17 protein-coding genes are annotated in these 17164 nt (G+C 58.9%); 1 reads left to right on the top strand and 16 read right to left on the bottom strand.

Features of this window, described 5'->3' with window-relative positions; genetic code table 11:
• Positions 1-61 precede the first annotated feature (61 nt).
• The 16 genes from B9G99_RS05725 to erpA all read right to left on the bottom strand — a co-directional run bounded on the left by B9G99_RS05725 (position 62) and on the right by erpA (position 15170).
• Positions 62-832 (bottom strand): DeoR family transcriptional regulator, encoded by a 771-nt coding sequence (locus tag B9G99_RS05725; RefSeq protein ID WP_086621139.1) that lies wholly within the window; start codon positions 830-832, stop codon positions 62-64.
• A 224-nt stretch (positions 833-1056) separates the two neighbouring features.
• Positions 1057-2418, bottom strand: a complete 1362-nt coding sequence (gene glmU / locus B9G99_RS05720) for a bifunctional UDP-N-acetylglucosamine diphosphorylase/glucosamine-1-phosphate N-acetyltransferase GlmU (protein WP_086621138.1) — start codon at positions 2416-2418, stop codon at positions 1057-1059.
• Between the two features lie 229 nt (positions 2419-2647).
• Positions 2648-3070 (bottom strand): F0F1 ATP synthase subunit epsilon, encoded by a 423-nt coding sequence (locus B9G99_RS05715; RefSeq protein WP_086621137.1) that lies wholly within the window; start codon positions 3068-3070, stop codon positions 2648-2650.
• Positions 3071-3082: 12 nt separating this feature from the next.
• Complete coding sequence (gene atpD, locus B9G99_RS05710) at positions 3083-4456, bottom strand: F0F1 ATP synthase subunit beta (protein WP_086621136.1); 1374 nt, start codon at positions 4454-4456, stop codon at positions 3083-3085.
• Between the two features lie 44 nt (positions 4457-4500).
• Positions 4501-5391: a F0F1 ATP synthase subunit gamma gene (gene atpG, locus B9G99_RS05705; protein WP_086621135.1), complete on the bottom strand. Its 891-nt coding sequence runs from the start codon at positions 5389-5391 to the stop codon at positions 4501-4503.
• A gap of 58 nt (positions 5392-5449) precedes the next feature.
• On the bottom strand, positions 5450-6994 hold the full coding sequence (gene atpA, locus B9G99_RS05700) for a F0F1 ATP synthase subunit alpha (RefSeq protein WP_086621134.1): 1545 nt from the start codon (positions 6992-6994) through the stop codon (positions 5450-5452).
• A 16-nt stretch (positions 6995-7010) separates the two neighbouring features.
• Positions 7011-7547, bottom strand: a complete 537-nt coding sequence (locus B9G99_RS05695; RefSeq protein WP_086621133.1) for a F0F1 ATP synthase subunit delta — start codon at positions 7545-7547, stop codon at positions 7011-7013.
• Positions 7548-7558: 11 nt separating this feature from the next.
• Complete coding sequence (locus B9G99_RS05690) at positions 7559-8029, bottom strand: F0F1 ATP synthase subunit B (protein WP_086621132.1); 471 nt, start codon at positions 8027-8029, stop codon at positions 7559-7561.
• Positions 8030-8107: 78 nt separating this feature from the next.
• Positions 8108-8335: a F0F1 ATP synthase subunit C gene (gene atpE / locus B9G99_RS05685; protein ID WP_086621131.1), complete on the bottom strand. Its 228-nt coding sequence runs from the start codon at positions 8333-8335 to the stop codon at positions 8108-8110.
• Between the two features lie 71 nt (positions 8336-8406).
• Positions 8407-9231 carry a F0F1 ATP synthase subunit A gene (gene atpB / locus B9G99_RS05680; protein ID WP_086621130.1) on the bottom strand — a complete coding sequence of 275 codons (825 nt, stop codon included), beginning with the start codon at positions 9229-9231 and terminating at the stop codon, positions 8407-8409.
• Between the two features lie 20 nt (positions 9232-9251).
• Positions 9252-9659 (bottom strand): ATP synthase subunit I, encoded by a 408-nt coding sequence (locus B9G99_RS05675; RefSeq protein ID WP_158521449.1) that lies wholly within the window; start codon positions 9657-9659, stop codon positions 9252-9254.
• Positions 9660-9855: 196 nt separating this feature from the next.
• Positions 9856-10779, bottom strand: a complete 924-nt coding sequence (locus tag B9G99_RS05670; protein ID WP_086623310.1) for a ParB/RepB/Spo0J family partition protein — start codon at positions 10777-10779, stop codon at positions 9856-9858.
• A 102-nt stretch (positions 10780-10881) separates the two neighbouring features.
• Positions 10882-11652: a ParA family protein gene (locus tag B9G99_RS05665; protein WP_086621128.1), complete on the bottom strand. Its 771-nt coding sequence runs from the start codon at positions 11650-11652 to the stop codon at positions 10882-10884.
• Positions 11653-11687: 35 nt separating this feature from the next.
• Complete coding sequence (gene rsmG, locus B9G99_RS05660; RefSeq protein WP_086621127.1) at positions 11688-12305, bottom strand: 16S rRNA (guanine(527)-N(7))-methyltransferase RsmG; 618 nt, start codon at positions 12303-12305, stop codon at positions 11688-11690.
• Entirely contained in the window at positions 12302-14194 is a 1893-nt protein-coding gene (gene mnmG, locus B9G99_RS05655; protein WP_086621126.1) for a tRNA uridine-5-carboxymethylaminomethyl(34) synthesis enzyme MnmG, read from the bottom strand. The genes rsmG and mnmG overlap by 4 nt, the downstream gene beginning before the upstream one ends.
• 622 nt (positions 14195-14816) lie before the next feature.
• Positions 14817-15170 carry an iron-sulfur cluster insertion protein ErpA gene (gene erpA / locus B9G99_RS05650; protein WP_086621125.1) on the bottom strand — a complete coding sequence of 118 codons (354 nt, stop codon included), beginning with the start codon at positions 15168-15170 and terminating at the stop codon, positions 14817-14819.
• 199 nt (positions 15171-15369) lie between these two features.
• Between erpA and B9G99_RS05645 the strand changes: the two genes are divergently transcribed.
• Complete coding sequence (locus B9G99_RS05645) at positions 15370-17151, top strand: chloride channel protein (protein WP_086621124.1); 1782 nt, start codon at positions 15370-15372, stop codon at positions 17149-17151.
• Positions 17152-17164: the final 13 nt, after the last annotated feature.

Below are 17164 nucleotides of genomic sequence, written 5' to 3'. Positions count from 1 at the left end.
TGAAATGCCAAAAATTGCGATATTCCCCTGAGTGCCGAACACTACCCGGCGCATGGGGATGTCAAGGCGTCTGCGTGCTGACACAGACCAGCACGACACCCTGGTCACGGATTCTTTGACGGCTGGTCTCTGCCAGACCGTCATCGGTAATCAATACATCAATCTGCGCCCAGCCAAGCTCGAGATTGGGGATGCGTCGGCCGACCTTGTCGGATTCCGCCATCACCACGACCTCGCGCGCCACCTCGGCCATGACCTGTGAAAGCCCCGTCAATTCGTTGAAGGTAGTGGTCCCGCGTGCCAGATCAATGCCGTCGGCGCCGATAAAGAGCTGGTCGAAGTCATAGGCACGCAGCACGGTCTCGGCCACCCGGCCCTGAAAGGAAGCCGAGTGCGGGTCCCAGGTCCCGCCGGTCATCAACAGGGCAGGGGGATTGTCCAGCGCCTGCAGCGCCCCGGCCACGCCCAGTGAGTTGGTCATGACGACCATCCCGGTACGGTGTGCCAGCGTCGGAATCAGCGCGCTGGTGGTACTGCCGCTATCGATGATCAGCCGAGCATGATCGGCAATGCGTTCGCTGGCCGCCTGCGCCAGTGCCTGCTTGACGGGCGAGATGCGATGACGTCCCTGATCTCCTTCGCGCGGTACGAGCGTGGCACCGCCGTGGCGCCGGATCAGATGACCGGCGTTTTCCAGCATGGCCAGATCCTTGCGAATGGTCACACTCGAGGTGTCGAAATGCTGGGCCAGCGTCTCGACGGCGACCTCGCCGCGTGCTGCCAGCAGATCAAGAATGGCCTCCCGGCGCTGCGGGGTCTGGCGTCGACTCATGAGAGGGGCGGCTATCCGAACAGTTGAAAAGGTTATCTTTCGAACCGAAAGATTTTGTGTTTCGGATGAAAACTCACCGCCGTGATGACGTCAAGCCCTGACGGCGCTTTTGGCACAAAAAATATACGCCTAAAGTCGAAGACGCCCACACGGGCACACCCCGGCATCAAAAAAGGCGCCGCACGGATGTGCGGCGCCCGATAGAAGCTTCAGGCCTCTGCGGATTACTTGCGATGCGGCGGTATCCAGCCCTGCTTGTTGATCTGACGTGCACGCGCGATGGCCAGCGCCTGATCCTCGACCGTGTCGGTCACGGTGGAGCCGGCGGCAACCGTTGCGCCATCACCAATCGTGACCGGTGCCACCAGCGCCGAGTTGGAGCCGATGAAAACGTTATGACCCACCTCGGTACGGTGCTTGTTGACCCCATCATAATTGCAGGTGATGGTGCCGGCGCCAATGTTGACGCCCTCGCCCAGCGTTGCGTCACCGATGTAGCTCAGATGGTTGATCTTGCTGCCTTCACCCACGTGTGCCTTTTTGGTCTCTACGAAGTTGCCAATGCGCGCCTTCTTCTCAAGCCGCGTGCCCGGACGCAGACGCGCGAAGGGACCAATGGCGTTATCACCGGCCGTTTCACTGCCCTCGACCATGCTGTGCGCTTCGATGCGGGTGGCATCGCCGATGCTGGCATCACGGATGATGCTGTAGGGACCCACATGAACACCATTGCCCAGATGCACACGTCCCTCGAAAATACAGCCGACATCGATGAAGACGTCCTGACCCACGCTCAGCTCACCGCGCACATCCAGCCGCTTCGGATCGGCCAGGCTTGCGCCCTCACGCATGAGCCGCTCTGCCTCATGAGACTGATGAATACGCTCCAGTGCCGAGAGCTGGACCCGGTCGTTGACCCCCTGGACTTCACTGACCAGCGCCGGCTCGGCCGTGGCCACTTCAATCCCTTCACTTGCTGCCATGGCAATGATGTCGGTCAGGTAGTACTCGCCCTGGGCATTGTCGCTGGACAATGCCGGCAGCCAGCGACGCAGCTGATCGCCGGTAGCAGCCAGAATACCGGTGTTGCATTCATCGATTTTGAGCTGTTCAGAAGTGGCATCCTTCTGCTCGACGATGGCCACGGCCTGCCCCTGATCATTGCGCACGATGCGCCCGTAACCATGCGGGTTGGCCATGGTGACCGTCAGCAACGCCATGTGCTGCTCATCCACCCGCTCCACCAGAGCACTCAGGGTTGGCGCCTGGATCATCGGCACATCACCGTAAAGCACCACCACCGGACCATTACCCAGCGCCTCAAGGGTCTGTGATACGGCATGACCGGTACCGCGCTGCTCATGCTGATGGGCAAAGTTGATGGGCAGATCGGACAGGGCTGCCTGCACCTGGTCAGCGCCGTGTCCGACCACGACATGAAGTCGAGGTGACGAGAAAGCCTTCATGGCTGACTCGATGACATGACGCACCATGGGTTTGCCGGCCAGTTCGTGCAATACCTTGGGCTTTTGCGAACGCATGCGACTGCCCTGGCCGGCAGCCAGAATCACGACATCAATGGACATGAAAGAAGACTCTCCCCCGCGCTGAATGAAAAACGATCATCGATCATGCACCCAACAGATGACATGCTCTGTCATGCCTGATCATTCCTGTGACTGACAGTGTATCAGGGCATGAATTAATCGGATTGGTTGAGATGCGCATGGCAGTTACAAAAAAGGCGGCCCGAAGGCCGCCAGCAAAACGCATCCATGGCTTGTGACCATGATGCGACAATTCTGCTCAGGACTCCTATTGTCCGCGACGGTTGCGCAGCTGCGACAGGGTTCGCAGCCGAGCAGTTGCCGCTTCGATCTCGGCCAGCGCCTGATGGTAATCCATCTCGCCTGTTTTTCCCTGCAGGGCACGACGGGCCTCGTCGCGCGCCTTTTCGGCTTCGGCAGCGTCCAGATCACGAGCACGGTCGGCACTGTCGGCCAGCACGATGACCATGTTCGGCTGTACTTCCAGAAAACCACTGGAGACGTAGAAGACCTCTTCTTCTCCCCCTTCGTGGACAATCCGGACCGGCCCGGGCTTCAGGGCCGTCAGCGTTGGCTCATGCCCGCGCAGAATCCCCATCTCGCCAAGCACGCTGATCGCTACAACGCGTTCTACTTCGCCGGCGAAGATATTGCGCTCCGCGCTGACGATACTGCATTGCATGGTCGCCATGAGCGCCCCTCCTTACATGCTTTCGGCTTTCTCGATCGCTTCGTCGATCGTACCGACCATGTAAAACGCCTGTTCAGGCATATGGTCGTAGTCACCGTTGAGGATGCCCTGGAAGGCGCGGATGGTTTCCTTGAGCGACACGTACTTGCCGGGTGCGCCGGTGAAGATTTCCGCCACGAAGAAAGGCTGTGACAGAAAGCGCTGGATCTTGCGCGCTCGTGCCACGGTTCGCTTGTCTTCATCGGAAAGCTCATCCATGCCCAGAATGGCAATGATGTCCTTGAGTTCCTTGTAACGCTGCAGCACGTTCTGAACACCGCGCGCCACGCTGTAGTGCTCGTCACCCACGACCAGCGGATCAAGCTGACGCGACGTGGAGTCCAGCGGATCGATGGCCGGGTAGATACCAAGCTCTGCAATCGAACGCGCCAGTACCACCGTGGCATCCAGGTGTGCGAAGGTCGTGGCCGGAGACGGGTCGGTCAGGTCATCCGCGGGAACGTAGACGGCCTGAACGGACGTGATCGAGCCGGTCTTGGTCGAGGTGATGCGCTCCTGCAGCATGCCCATCTCTTCGGCCAGCGTCGGCTGGTAGCCCACGGCAGACGGCATACGACCCAGCAGTGCCGATACTTCGGTCCCTGCCAGCGTATAGCGGTAGATGTTGTCGACAAACAGCAGAACGTCGCGACCTTCATCACGGAACTGCTCGGCAATCGTCAGGCCGGTCAGGGCCACGCGCAGACGGTTACCCGGCGGCTCGTTCATCTGACCATAGACCAGCGATACCTTGTCGAGAACGTTGGACTCCTTCATTTCATAGTAGAAGTCGTTACCTTCACGAGTACGCTCGCCAACACCGGTGAATACCGAGTAACCGGAGTGCTCGGTCGCGATGTTACGGATCAGCTCCATCATGTTGACGGTCTTGCCGACACCGGCACCGCCGAACAGACCAACCTTGCCGCCCTTGGCAAACGGGCAGATCAGATCGATGACCTTGATGCCGGTTTCCAGCAGTTCGCTGGAAGCTGACTGATCGGCAAAGCTGGGCGCGGCGCGATGGATCGGGCTGCGCTTGTCTTCACCAATCTCGCCGGCCTCGTCGATCGGCTCGCCCAGCACGTTCATGATACGGCCCAAGGTCTTTTCACCCACCGGGACCGAAATGGGTGCGCCGGTACCAGCAACGGCCATGCCGCGCTTGAGACCTTCAGTGGAGCCCATGGCGATGGCACGTACGATGCCATCACCCAGCTGCTGCTGAACTTCGAGTACGGTGCCGGTTTCTTCCACGTTCATGGCGTCATAAACGTGGGGGACCTCGCTGCGGTCAAACTCGACGTCAATCACCGCACCGATGATTTGTACGATACGTCCGCTCATCCTGATTCCTCTTGAACCTGTAAATAACTGTCCGACGGGCCGACCTAGACCGCAGCGGCACCACCCACAATCTCGGAAATTTCCTGGGTGATGGCTGCCTGACGCGCCTTGTTGTACTGAAGCTGCAGGTCATCAATGATGTTACCGGCATTATCAGTGGCGTTTTTCATCGCGATCATGCGAGCGGCCTGCTCGCTGGCAATGTTTTCCACCACGGCCTGGTAGACCTGCGACTCGACATAGCGCACCAGCAGCCTGTCGAGCAGGCTTTGAGCGTCCGGCTCGTATGTATAGCCCCAGCTGCCTTTCGAGGTGGCCGCTTCTTCCTTCGACGAGACAGATTCCTGCTCTATCTCTTCGGGCAGCGGCAGCAGCTGACGCACGGTCGGCTTCTGACTCATGGTGTTGACGAATTCGTTGTACACCAGATCCAGTCGATCGATCTCGCCATTATCGAAGGCTTCCAGCATGACATTGATGCTGCCGATCAGCTCATTTGCCTCGGGGGCATCCCCCAGGTTACGAGTCGCTGCCAGCAGATCGCCACCATATTTGCGAAAGAAGACACTGCCCTTGGTCCCCAGTGCGCAAAAGGCCACGCTGACACCCTTGTCACGCCATTGCCGCACGTCCTGCAGTACACGCCTGAACAGATTGCTGTTCAGGCCACCACACAGTCCGCGATCCGACGTCACCACGATGTAGCCGATACGCTTGACCTCACGCTCGATCTGATAGTCGTGGCGATATTCCGGATTGGCCTGACTGATATGGCTGACTACCCGACGGATCTGGCTGGCATAGGGTTGACTGGCCGCCATGCGCTCCTGAGCGCGGCGCATCTTGGATGCTGCCACCATCTCCATGGCGCTGGTGATCTTCTGGGTATTCTTGATGCTCCCGATCTGGGACTTGATCTCTTTTCCGGCTGCCATAGCGATATTCTCCTAAACAATCAGCGCAGGGCGCCCGGACCCCGAAGGGTCCGGTTCATCAATAGCTCTGCGTTGACTTGAACGATTCAACGCCGCTTTTCAGCCCCTGCTGAATATCGTTGTCATAGCCGCCGGTGCTGTTGATCTTCTCCATCAGCTCGCCCTTCTCGGCGCGCATGTAATCGAGCAGATCACGTTCGAAATTCAGCACCTTGTCGACCGGTACGTCGGAGAGATATCCCTCGTTGGCAGCGTAAAGCGAGACGGCCATGTCGGCGATCGACATCGGCGAATACTGCTTTTGCTTCATGAGCTCGGTCACGCGCTGACCATGCTCAAGCTGCTTGCGCGTGGCTTCATCCAGATCGGAGGCAAACTGCGAGAAGGCCGCCAGCTCACGATACTGTGCCAGCGCCAGACGTACACCGCCGCCCAGCTTCTTGATGATCTTGGTCTGGGCCGCACCACCGACACGCGAGACCGACAGGCCTGCGTTGATCGCCGGACGAACGCCCGAGTTGAAAAGGCCGGTTTCCAGAAAGATCTGACCATCGGTGATGGAGATGACGTTGGTCGGAACGAAGGCCGAAACGTCGCCGCCCTGGGTCTCGATGATAGGCAGGGCCGTCAACGAGCCGGTCTTGCCGGTGACTTCACCGTTGGTGATCTTTTCCACGTACTCGGCGTTAACGCGCGAGGCGCGTTCAAGCAGACGAGAGTGGAGATAGAACACGTCACCCGGGTAGGCTTCACGGCCCGGCGGACGGCGCAGCAGCAGGGAAATCTGGCGGTAGGCGACGGCCTGCTTGGACAGATCGTCATACACGATCAGGGCGTCTTCACCGCGATCGCGGAAATATTCACCCATGGTGCAGCCGGAGTAGGGCGCCAGAAACTGCATGGCAGCGGGGTCGGCAGCGCCGGCGGCCACGATGATGGTGTGCTCCATCGCACCATGCTCTTCAAGCTTTCTCACCACGTTGGCAATGGTCGACTGCTTCTGACCGACGGCCACGTAAACGCAGGTGATGCCCTTGCCTTTCTGGTTGATGATCGCATCGATGGCAATGGCGGATTTACCAATCTGACGGTCACCGATGATCAGCTCACGCTGGCCGCGACCGATCGGCACCATGGCATCGATCGACTTCAGACCGGTCTGTACCGGCTGGTCAACGCCCTGACGGGAAATAACGCCCGGGGCCACCTTTTCAACGGCATCGGTTTCGGTGGTGTTGATATCACCCTTGCCATCGATGGCGTTACCGAGTGCATCGACGACGCGACCGATCAGCTCACGACCGACCGGTACTTCCAGGATGCGGCCGGTGCATTTGCCGGTCATGCCTTCCTGAAGCTTTTGATAGTCGCCCAGTACCACAACGCCGACGCTGTCACGCTCGAGGTTGAGTACCATGCCGAAGATGCCTTCGGGGAATTCGATCATCTCACCGAACATGGCATCGGCCAGTCCGTGGATGCGCACGATACCGTCAGCAACGCCGACGATGGTGCCTTCATTGCGCGCCTGTGCATCAAGGTCGAGATTCTCGATCCGGCCCTTGATGATGTCGCTGATTTCGGAAGGATTCAGTTGCTGCATGCCATGTCCCTCGACTTCAGTGGTTCAGGATGCTGGAAAGCCGTGCCAGTCGCCCACGCGCCGATCCATCAATAACGGTATCGCCGGCACGAATGACAACGCCGCCCAGCAGCGTCCTGTCCACAGAAGTAGTGATCGTGATTTCGCGATTCAGACGCCGCTTGAGCGCCTGTGCGAGCTTGTCTTTTTGTGCCTCGTCCAGCTCGAAGGCTGAAGTGATCTCGACACTGACACGCCTTTCAAACTCGGCGCGCTCAGCCTCGAACAGATCACTCAGCGATGCCAGAGCAGGCAAACGCTGCTGTCGTGCCAGCACCATCAGGAAATTGGCGCCACGATCAGGGAGCAGTTCATCAAGCAGCTCGACGAAAACCTGCCCCTTGTCACTCGGTGTACGCTGCGGATCCACGAGCAGTCGTTCGATACGCTCGTCACCGGTCAGACGCGCCGCCTCGGCCAGCATCGCTGACCAGGCGTCCAGCGCCTTGTCTTCTCTGGCCAGCTCAAAAGCGGCCCTTGCATAGGGACGTGCCTGCGTGATGTGGTCTGACATGTGGCGTTTCCTCAGAGCTCTTCAGCGAGTCGATCAACCATCTCACGATGTTTCTTTTCGTCGATGGAAGACTCGAGAATGCGTTCGGCGCCCTGAATCGCCAGTGCTGCTACCTGAGCACGCAGTTCGCTCTTGGCCTGCTGAATCTCACTGTCAATCTCGCTGCGGGCATTGGCAATCATGCGTTCGCCTTCAGCGCGGGCATCGTTACGTGCTTCCTCGATCATCTGATTGGCACGGACACGTGTCTTGTCGAGAATGCGCGCGGCTTCCTCACGGCTTTCACGCAGCGTTTCCTCGGCCTGTTCGTTGGCCTTGTGCAGCTCGGCGCGGGCCCGGTCAGCCTCTTCAAGACCTTCCTGGATGCGCTGCTGACGCTCGGTGAGTGCCTGCGTGATCGGAGGCCACACATATTTCATGCAGAACCAGACGAAGATCGCAAAGGCGATCATCTGTCCGATAAGCGTCATATTGATATTCACGCGGATCTACCTCCTGCGGGTTCGTGGTGGCCGGAAACGGCGACACCGAGCACAAGGGGCCCGGCGTACAGCGTTTACTTAACCGGCAACAACGAAGATCAGGTACATCGCGATACCCACACCGATCATGGGAACGGCATCAAGCAGACCGGCCATGATGAAGGTTTTGGTCTGCAGCTGGTCGCCCAGTTCCGGCTGACGCGCGGTAGAATCGAGCAGCTTGCCACCGAGCAGACCAAAGCCGATACCGGTAGCGAGGGCGGCACCGCTGATCATGATGGCGGCAGCAATGTAGACGAGTTCCATGGAATGGCTCCTGTTTCAGGTTTTTTCAGACAAGGGGTAAAAGGGTTTTGAGGCGAATATTGTTATTGGATTCAGTGCTCTTCAAAGCAGGCGCTCAGATACACCACACTCAGCACGGCAAAGATGAAGGCCTGCAGCGTGATGACCAGAATGTGAAAGATCGCCCACGGGACATCAAGTACCCACATGGCCCAGAAGGGCAGAAGGGAAATCATGATGAAGATGACCTCACCGGCAAACATGTTGCCGAAGAGACGCAGCCCAAGGCTGATGGGCTTGACGATCAGTACGACCAGTTCAAGTATCAGATTGAAGGGAATCAGCGCCCAGTGATTGAAGGGACGGAAGGAAAGCTCCTTCGCAAAACCACTGAACCCCTTGTTGCGAATGCTGTAATAGATGATCAGCAGGAAGATGGCAAAGCCCATGCCCAGCGTGGCGTTGGGATCACTGGTCGGTACGATGCGCATGTACTCGATGCCCAGCTTGTGCGCGATCTGCGGAACCAGATCGATGGGCAGCCATTTGAGGCTGTTCATGAAAAAGATCCAGCAAAACAGCGTCAGTGCCATCGGGCCGACCATCTTGCTGTGGCCGCTGAAACTGGTGCGGATGATGCCGTTGGCAAACTCGAAAACCATCTCGAGTGCATTCTGCAGTCCGGTGGGGACACCACTGGTGACCGTACGGGCGAGAAAGCGGAATAGCCAGAGAAACAGCAGACCGGTCGCAATCGACCAACCCATGGTATCCAGATTGATGGCCCAGAACCCCATGGCCCTAGCTTCCTCGGCATTATGGGCGATGGCCCAACCGTGATCGGGATGGAGGCCGAAGGTCAGATTCTGCAGGTGGTGAGTAATATACTCGGTTGAGGTCGGTGCGTTGCCTGCCATAGCGTTGCCTTGAATCGATTTTAATGGGAACCGGGTCTGCCGAGCAGCCAGGGCGTCAGCCAGTACACACACTGGACCAGCGCAAATGTCATGAAAAACCACTCCGGAGACTGCGGTGGCGATATGACAAAAATGCCTGCGAACAACAGGATCGCCAGAAAATGCTTGCCTACCTGAGCTCGATAGAAACTGCGAACCATCTGACGTTGAAAACGGGCCCCACGGTATAAAAACGCACGCCAGGCAAAATATACGTTGGGCACCAGTCCCGCAATACCACCCTTGAGGGCCGACAGCGCGAGGTTATTATTCGCTTCAATTGCCAGCAGTGCAGCAGTCACTACAGTGACGCACAGCTGAACCATCAGCAATCTGTAAATTCTCGGGCGCCTTGACGCTGCCGGAGTCGCGGGCTTGCCTTGTTGCATTGGTTTTATGCATTCCCGAAATATTCGACTCATGGCGTCAGGCAGGCGGATTATAGGGAACCCCCCCGCCTGCTTCAATGTCACCGGCATCGAAAATCGCAGTCTTTAAGCTTATCTGCACCAAAACCGGCACGATCCTGTGTCAAAGCGTCGCAGTTTACAATGCGAAGTTAAGCCGTGTTTAAGCGCCATGATCTCAGCGAATGTGCGAGAGAATACCATCCAGCTCATCAAGGCTCGTGTAACGAATCGTCAGGCTTCCCTTTCCGGTCTTGCCATGACTGATCTGTACACGTGCCCCAAGCAGTTCGGCCAGCTGATTTTCCAGACTGCCCACATCCCCTGAAGGTTTTTCCGCCTTCTTTTTGCTGTCCGACGTTGTCTGGGCAAGTTTTTTGACCAGCGCCTCGGTCTGGCGCACGGTCAGACCGCGCTCGACGACGTCACGTGCGGCCTGGCGCTGCTTGTTGCCCTTGAGTCCCAGCAGGGCGCGCGCGTGACCAACATCCAGATCGCCGCGCTCAAGCAGCGTCTGTACGTCCTCTTCCAGCGCCAGCAGTCTGAGCATGTTGGCAATCTGTCCCCTGGAGCGACCAACGGCATCGGCCGTTTGCTGCTGGGTCAGGGAGAATTCGTCCATCAGGCGCTTGAGCGCGATGGTTTCCTCGATGGGATTAAGGTCTTCGCGCTGGATGTTCTCGATCAGCGCCAGCGCCAGCGCCGTTTCATCGTCGAGTTCGCGCACGACGGCCGGAATCACGTCCAGCTCGGCCAGCTGCGCGGCCCGCCAGCGCCGCTCACCGGCAATGATCTCGTAACGGGCCTCGCTGCCTTCGGGCAGGGGGCGCACCACGATGGGCTGCATGACGCCGCGGGTTCTGATCGAGGCCGCCAGCTCTTCAAGCCGCTCCGGCTGCATCTCGCGGCGCGGCTGATAGCGCCCGCGTGTCAGCTCCGCCAGCGGCAGACGCTCCAGACGTTCGCGACTGTCGATCAGGGGAGATGCGGTCACTGCCGCCTCGGCAGACCCACCGCTGGGGTCCTGGGTCTGTGAACGCTGCCGGGCGCCGGCGCCAATCAATGCGTCCAGTCCTCTTCCGAGTGCGCGTTTACGCGTCATGAACAGTTCCTCGTTCAGGCCATGCAGAAGTAACACCCCGCGCCAGTGTCATTTGCATCGGCGCTCGGGGATCAAATCGATCGTTGGTGTGTCCGGACCGGATTAAAGCGACAACTTGCGGATCAGTTCCTTGGCCAGTACCCGATAGGCGTGGGCCCCTCGTGACATGCGCGCATAGCGATTGACCGGCAGCCCGTGACTCGGGGCCTCGGCCAGACGAATGTTGCGGGGAATGGCCGTTCTGAGCAGATCGTCACCGAAATAGTCCGACAGCTGCTTGCTGACATCCCGGGTTAGACTGTTGCGGTTATCAAACATGGTTCTGACGATGCCGTCGAGCGCCAGCGCCGGATTGACGCTGTCGCGAATCTGCTCAACGGTATCCAAAAGCGCCGACAGCCCCTCAAGGGCATAGAACTCGCATTGCAGCGGAATGAGGACCCCGTGTGCTGCGGTCAGGGCATTGACCGTCAGCATGTTAAGCGATGGCGGACAGTCGATCATGACCACGTCGAAGCGGTCGGAGACCGTTTCGATGGCGCGGTCCAGACAGCGCTCGCGGCCCTCGCGCTCAAGCAGGTCCACCTCGGCGGCGGTGAGATCGCCGTTGGCAGGCAGCAACTGATATCCGGCATTGGGGCAATCCACCAGCGCATCGGCTGCCGACAGCTCCCCGAGCAGGACATCCAGCAAGCCGCCGTTGGCCAGCGCATGCTTGTCGATACCGCTGCCCATGGTAGCGTGGCCCTGCGGATCCATATCCACCAGCAGCACCCGTTTTTTCAGCGATGCCAGCGCGGCGGCCAGGTTGACGGCGGTGGTGGTCTTGCCGACGCCGCCTTTCTGGTTGGTCAGCGCAATGATCCGGGTCAAGAGAGAATTCCTTGTGTATTGATCGCTCGGCCTTGTCAGGCGATGTCCATTTTCAACAGATGACGCTGGCCCTGTTCGCCGGGAATGTGCAGGGCCCAGGTGTTCACCAGCCGAATGTCGTCGGGCAGTGCCAGATCATCGACTCTCCCCGTCATGGCAAGCCAATGGCCACCATCGGCCAGCAACGTGCGGGTCAGGTGGATAAAGTCCGCCGGTGCTGCAAAGGCCCGGCTGGTGATCTGATCGAACGTGACGCCTTTCAGCGCCTCGACCCGGTCATGCACGGGGGTGACGTTATCAAGCCCGAGTTCGAAGGCGGCCTGGCGTTGAAAACGAATCTTCTTGCCATTGCTGTCAATCGAGGTCAGGGCAATGTCGGGGCGCACGATGGCAACCACCATGCCCGGCAGACCCGCGCCGCTGCCGACATCCAGCAGGTTCGGGCCTTCAATCCAGGGCAGGATGGCCAGGCTGTCGAGTAGATGGCGCGTCACCATCGTTTCGATATCGCGCACGGCGGTGAGGTTATAGGCCCGATTCCACTTGTGCAACAGCTCGACAAACGCCAGCAGACGGTCGCGAATGTCGCCTGAAACGCTCAGTTCCAGAGCGGTCATGCCGTCATCGAGACGACGTTCGCCCCCCCCCCTCATGACGTACCGACCCGAGCCTTGTGCGCGTTGTCGCGCTTTTTAAGGTGAATCAGAAGCATCGAGATCGCCGCCGGCGTCACGCCTGGAATCCGACCGGCCTCGGCCAGCGTCTCGGGTCGAGCAGCGTTAAGCTTCTGACGAATCTCGCTGGAAAGCCCGTCGATGTGGTCATATTCGATCGACTCGGGCAGGCGAGTGGCCTCATGGCGCTTGAGCTTGTCGATCTCCTCGCTCTGGCGATCGATGTAGCCCTGATACTTGGCCTGAATCTGGACCTGCTCGCGTACCAGCGGATCTTCCGGTGCGCCTTCGGCCAGCGGTGCGATATCGTCATAGGTCAGCTCGGGCCGACGCAGCAGATTGCTCAGACGATGCTCACGCGACAGGCTACCTACCCGGTCGACAAGCCCTTTGGCAGCGTCGCTGCCAGGCTGGATCCAGATGCGGTCAAGACGTTCGCGCTCGGCCTCGATGGCCGTGCGCTTGCGCTCAAAGGACTCGAATCGTGCATCATCCACCAGCCCCAGCTGACGTCCTGTTTCGGTCAGGCGCAGATCGGCGTTGTCCTCGCGCAGCAGCAGACGATATTCCGCCCGTGAAGTGAACATCCGGTAGGGCTCCTGAGTGCCCATGCGAATCAGGTCATCCACCATCACACCGATGTAGGCCTCATCACGACGCGGCCACCAGGCTTCCTGTCCCTTGACGCGGCGGGCGGCGTTGAGTCCTGCCAGCAGTCCCTGAGCGGCCGCTTCCTCATAGCCGGTAGTACCGTTGATCTGACCGGCAAACCACAGGTTATGAATCACCTTCGTTTCCAGTGAGTGCTTCAGATCCCGCGGATCGAAGAAGTCGTATTCGATGGCGTAGCCCGGTCGGATGATGTGGGTGCGTTCCAGCCCCTCGATCGAGCGTACGACGTCAAGCTGCACATCGAAGGGCAGCGACGTCGAAATGCCGTTGGGATAGAGCTCGTGAGTCTCGAGTCCTTCCGGTTCGATAAAGACCTGATGGCTCTGCTTGTCGGCAAAGCGATGAATCTTGTCCTCGATGGAGGGGCAGTAGCGCGGCCCGGTACTTTCGATGACGCCGGAATACATCGGCGAGCGGTCCAGATTGGCCCGAATGATGTCGTGAGTGCGCTCATTGGTATGCGCGATGAAACAGCTCACCTGATCGGGGTGCATATCACGCCGCCCCATGTAGGACATTACCGGACGCGGCGTATCACCGGGCTGCTCGGCCAGCTTCGAAAAATCGACCGTTCTGGCATCGAGTCGCGGTGGCGTGCCGGTCTTTAGCCGTGCCACCCGCAGGGGCTGCTCGCGAAGACGTGCCGCCAGCGCATTGGAGGCCGGATCGCCGGATCGCCCGCCACTGTGATGTTCCATGCCGATATGGATGACGCCCCCCAGAAAGGTCCCGGTACACAGCACCACGGTCTCGGCCATGAAACGGATACCGCCCTGGGTCAGCACACCGCGCACGGTGTCACCTTCAACGATCAGATCGTCGGCGGCCTGAGCAAAGATCGACAGGTTGGGCTGGTTTTCGAGGATATGGCGAATGGCCGCCTTGTAGCGCACGCGATCAGCCTGAACGCGAGTGGCTCGAACAGCCGGTCCCTTGCGGGAGTTGAGCGTTCGAAACTGAATGCCGCCCTGATCGGCGGCGAGCGCCATGGCACCACCAAGCGCATCGATTTCCTTGACCAGGTGGCTCTTGCCGATGCCACCGATGGCCGGATTACAGGACATCTGTCCCAGCGTTTCGATGTTGTGACTGAGCAGCAGTGTCTGACAGCCCATGCGAGCGGCGGCCAGTGCGGCTTCGGTACCCGCATGACCACCACCGATGACAATAACGTCAAAGCGGTCCGGATAATCCACGTGAAAAACCTCGAGGGGTTGAAGATGAACGTGACACCCGACTGATCAGCGCGTGTCGATACCCACATGCCCGTTCGGGGCATTGGGGATAAGCCGTATTGGATGGCGCGCATTATAACGTGGCTGTGAGTAAGCGTCAGGGTTTTCCACACAGGGATTTTTCAAAAGGAGAAAGTCATTAATAAATAAAATAGTTTTTTAAATAAGAAGTTCTGTTGTGGTTGTGACTACTGGGGAAGCGGATTTCTGTGGAAAAGCATCTTTTAGACTTTAAAAACAGAGGGCTGGGGTGTGACTGGAAACCCAAGCAAGCTGCGTGGTTCCCTGGGGCAGGTACTGTACGGGGTGTGCATAAGTGTCCGGGTTACCCACAGCTCGATTTATCCCCTGTCCGTTAACCGGGCTCAATGAGGCTTCTCCCCATACTCATCAAGAATGACGATGTTATCGGGAAAAGTGATGAAAGGTACACGTGTGGCGGGCTGTGGAGCAGAAGGACACAAGAGACGTCCTGTTTTGTCCACAGGGCAGAAAGAGCAAAAAAGATCGGTGGAGGCGATGAGCGGACACAAAAAAGGCGTCTGTCAGAAGCTGACAGACGCCCTAGCATCCATGGGAAGCATCAGACCGTAAAGGATGCACCACAGCCACAGGTTGTGGTGGCGTTGGGGTTTTTGATCAAAAAGCGGGCACCGGCCAGACCCGCCTCAAAGTCCACCGTGGAGCCCACCAGATACTGATAGCTCAGCGGGTCGATCACCATGGCGACATCGCCATTTTCGATGACGGTGTCGTCTTCTCCAACGGTTTCTGCAAAATCGAAACCATACTGAAAGCCCGAGCAGCCGCCTCCCGTTACGTAGACGCGCAGTTTAAGGGCCGGGTTGCGCTCTTCTTCGATCAGCGCCCTGACTCTGCCTGCCGCGGCATCGGTAAAGACAAGCGGTGTCGGAACAAAGGATTCTGCTCCGCTCATCGCGGCCTCCTTTTGAGATGACACGTCCGGGACATGTCAGAAATGGATCAGCGCTAGGGCTGTCATGACAACCATTATCGACACCCCCTCTGTCGATGGTCAACCGCCGTGCGTCAGGGCCCGTCATAAGAGGCATGGAACATAAACAATGATAGGCTGAATAATGTGATCCGCCATTGTGCTGCTGGGGAGGAAAAGCTTGCCGCGCCGTTTTCTGGATACGTCACGCCTGAGCCTTGAGAATTTTCGACGCGAGCTGGCAAGCGTTGATGCATTGCCGCAACTGTGTTTGCTGGCAGTGATCTCCGGGGCGTTGACCGGCATCATCATGATTGCCTTTCGAGAGCTGATCGATCTGGGCGCGTTGATACTGATGCCCAACGGTCATGGCGAGGCCTTCGAGAGCCTGCCCGTGGCGGTTCGAACAGGATTGCCGGTAGTGGCTGTTACCCTTATCGGGCTGGGGCTTGGCTGGCAGAAAAAAAGTGCGCGGCGACTCGGCATCTCGCATGTCATTGAACGCTTCTCTTTCCATCAGGGCGTCATGGCACGTGACAACTGGCTCAATCAGTGGTGGGTCGGCATCGTCTCGCTTCTGGGAGGCCTGTCAGCCGGCCGCGAAGGTCCCGCCATCCATCTGGGTGCTGGCGCGTCAGGCTGGATTGGTGAACTGCTCAAACTGCCACACAACAGTTTGCGAGTGCTGGTGGGCTGTGGCGTGGCGGCCGGGATTTCGGCTTCTTTCAATACGCCCATCGCCGGGGTCATCTTCGCCATGGAAGTGGTGATGATGGAGTATACCCTGACCGGTTTCATGCCCGTGATGCTGGCCTCGGCCACCGGCGCCGTCATTACTCAGCTTCATTTCGGTTCGGCGCCGGCCTTCATGATGCCCGGTGTCATCGAGCCACGTCTGCTCGATATTCCATGGCTTGTTCTGATGGCGCTGGCCATCGGTGTCATGGCAGGTGGTTTTATCCGGCTGGTACGTCTGGGAGAGCATCTTGCCCGCCTGCCCTGGTTTGTCCGTCTTTTAATGGCCGGAATGCTGACCGGAGCGGTGGCCTGTTTCTATCCTCAGGTACAGGGCATTGGCTATGACAGTGTCGAAGCAATTCTGACCGGTCAGGCAGGTGTTGATGTGCTGCTGGCACTGGCGCTGGGCAAGCTGTTTCTGACTGCTATAACCCTGGCCTGCGGAGTTCCGGTGGGCATCGTCGGTCCTACTCTGGTCATGGGAGCGGCTGCCGGTGCGCTGTTTGGCCTTGGAGCTACAGTGCTGCTTCCCTCGATGGTCGGTGAGCCGAACCTCTATGTGATGATGGGCATGGCCGCCATGATGGGTGCCGTGTTACAGGCACCGCTGGCCGCCATCATGGCGCTGGTAGAGCTGACACACAGCCCTGATATTATCCTGTATGGCATGCTGAGCGTGCTGAGTGCCACCCTGACGGCGCGTGTGGCGTGGCGAACGCAGGGCTTTTTCGTCATGACCCGGCAGGGCAGCACGCAGCATCCGCTGCAACAGCCCCTGATGCAGGCGCTCTCAAGAGTCGGTGTGGGGGCGGTCATGGATCGCAGCGTGACCGTTACGGCCGCGGTCATTACCCGGGAGCGGGCACGGGTCATTCTGGATGCTCGACCCACGTGGCTCTTGATTCATCGTCAGACCGATCAGCACAAGGCCGATCGTGAACCCGGCAAGGCACCTCTGGCATTGCTCGCCGCCGACATGGCCCGTGCGCTGGAAGAGAAGGATCAGGCGGGTGTGGATCACGAGGACAGCATCGATCTGATGGAAATTCCGGGCAAGCGGCTGGAACTTGCGCCGATCGATCTACAGGCGACACTGTCGGAAGCCTTTGCATGTCTTGATGATCAGCGGGTGGATGCCCTCTACGTCAGACACATTACGGCGCCGATGATGCATCGGGTTTCAGGTATCATCACGCGGGAAGCCATAGAAAACTATTATCACTGATGGGGCCATGGCC

The sequence above is a fragment of the Kushneria konosiri genome, assembly GCF_002155145.1.
Classification (GTDB): Bacteria; Pseudomonadota; Gammaproteobacteria; order Pseudomonadales; family Halomonadaceae; genus Kushneria; species Kushneria konosiri.
Note: the sequence above shows the minus strand (reverse complement) of the source record. Positions and strands in the feature narration are given on the sequence as shown.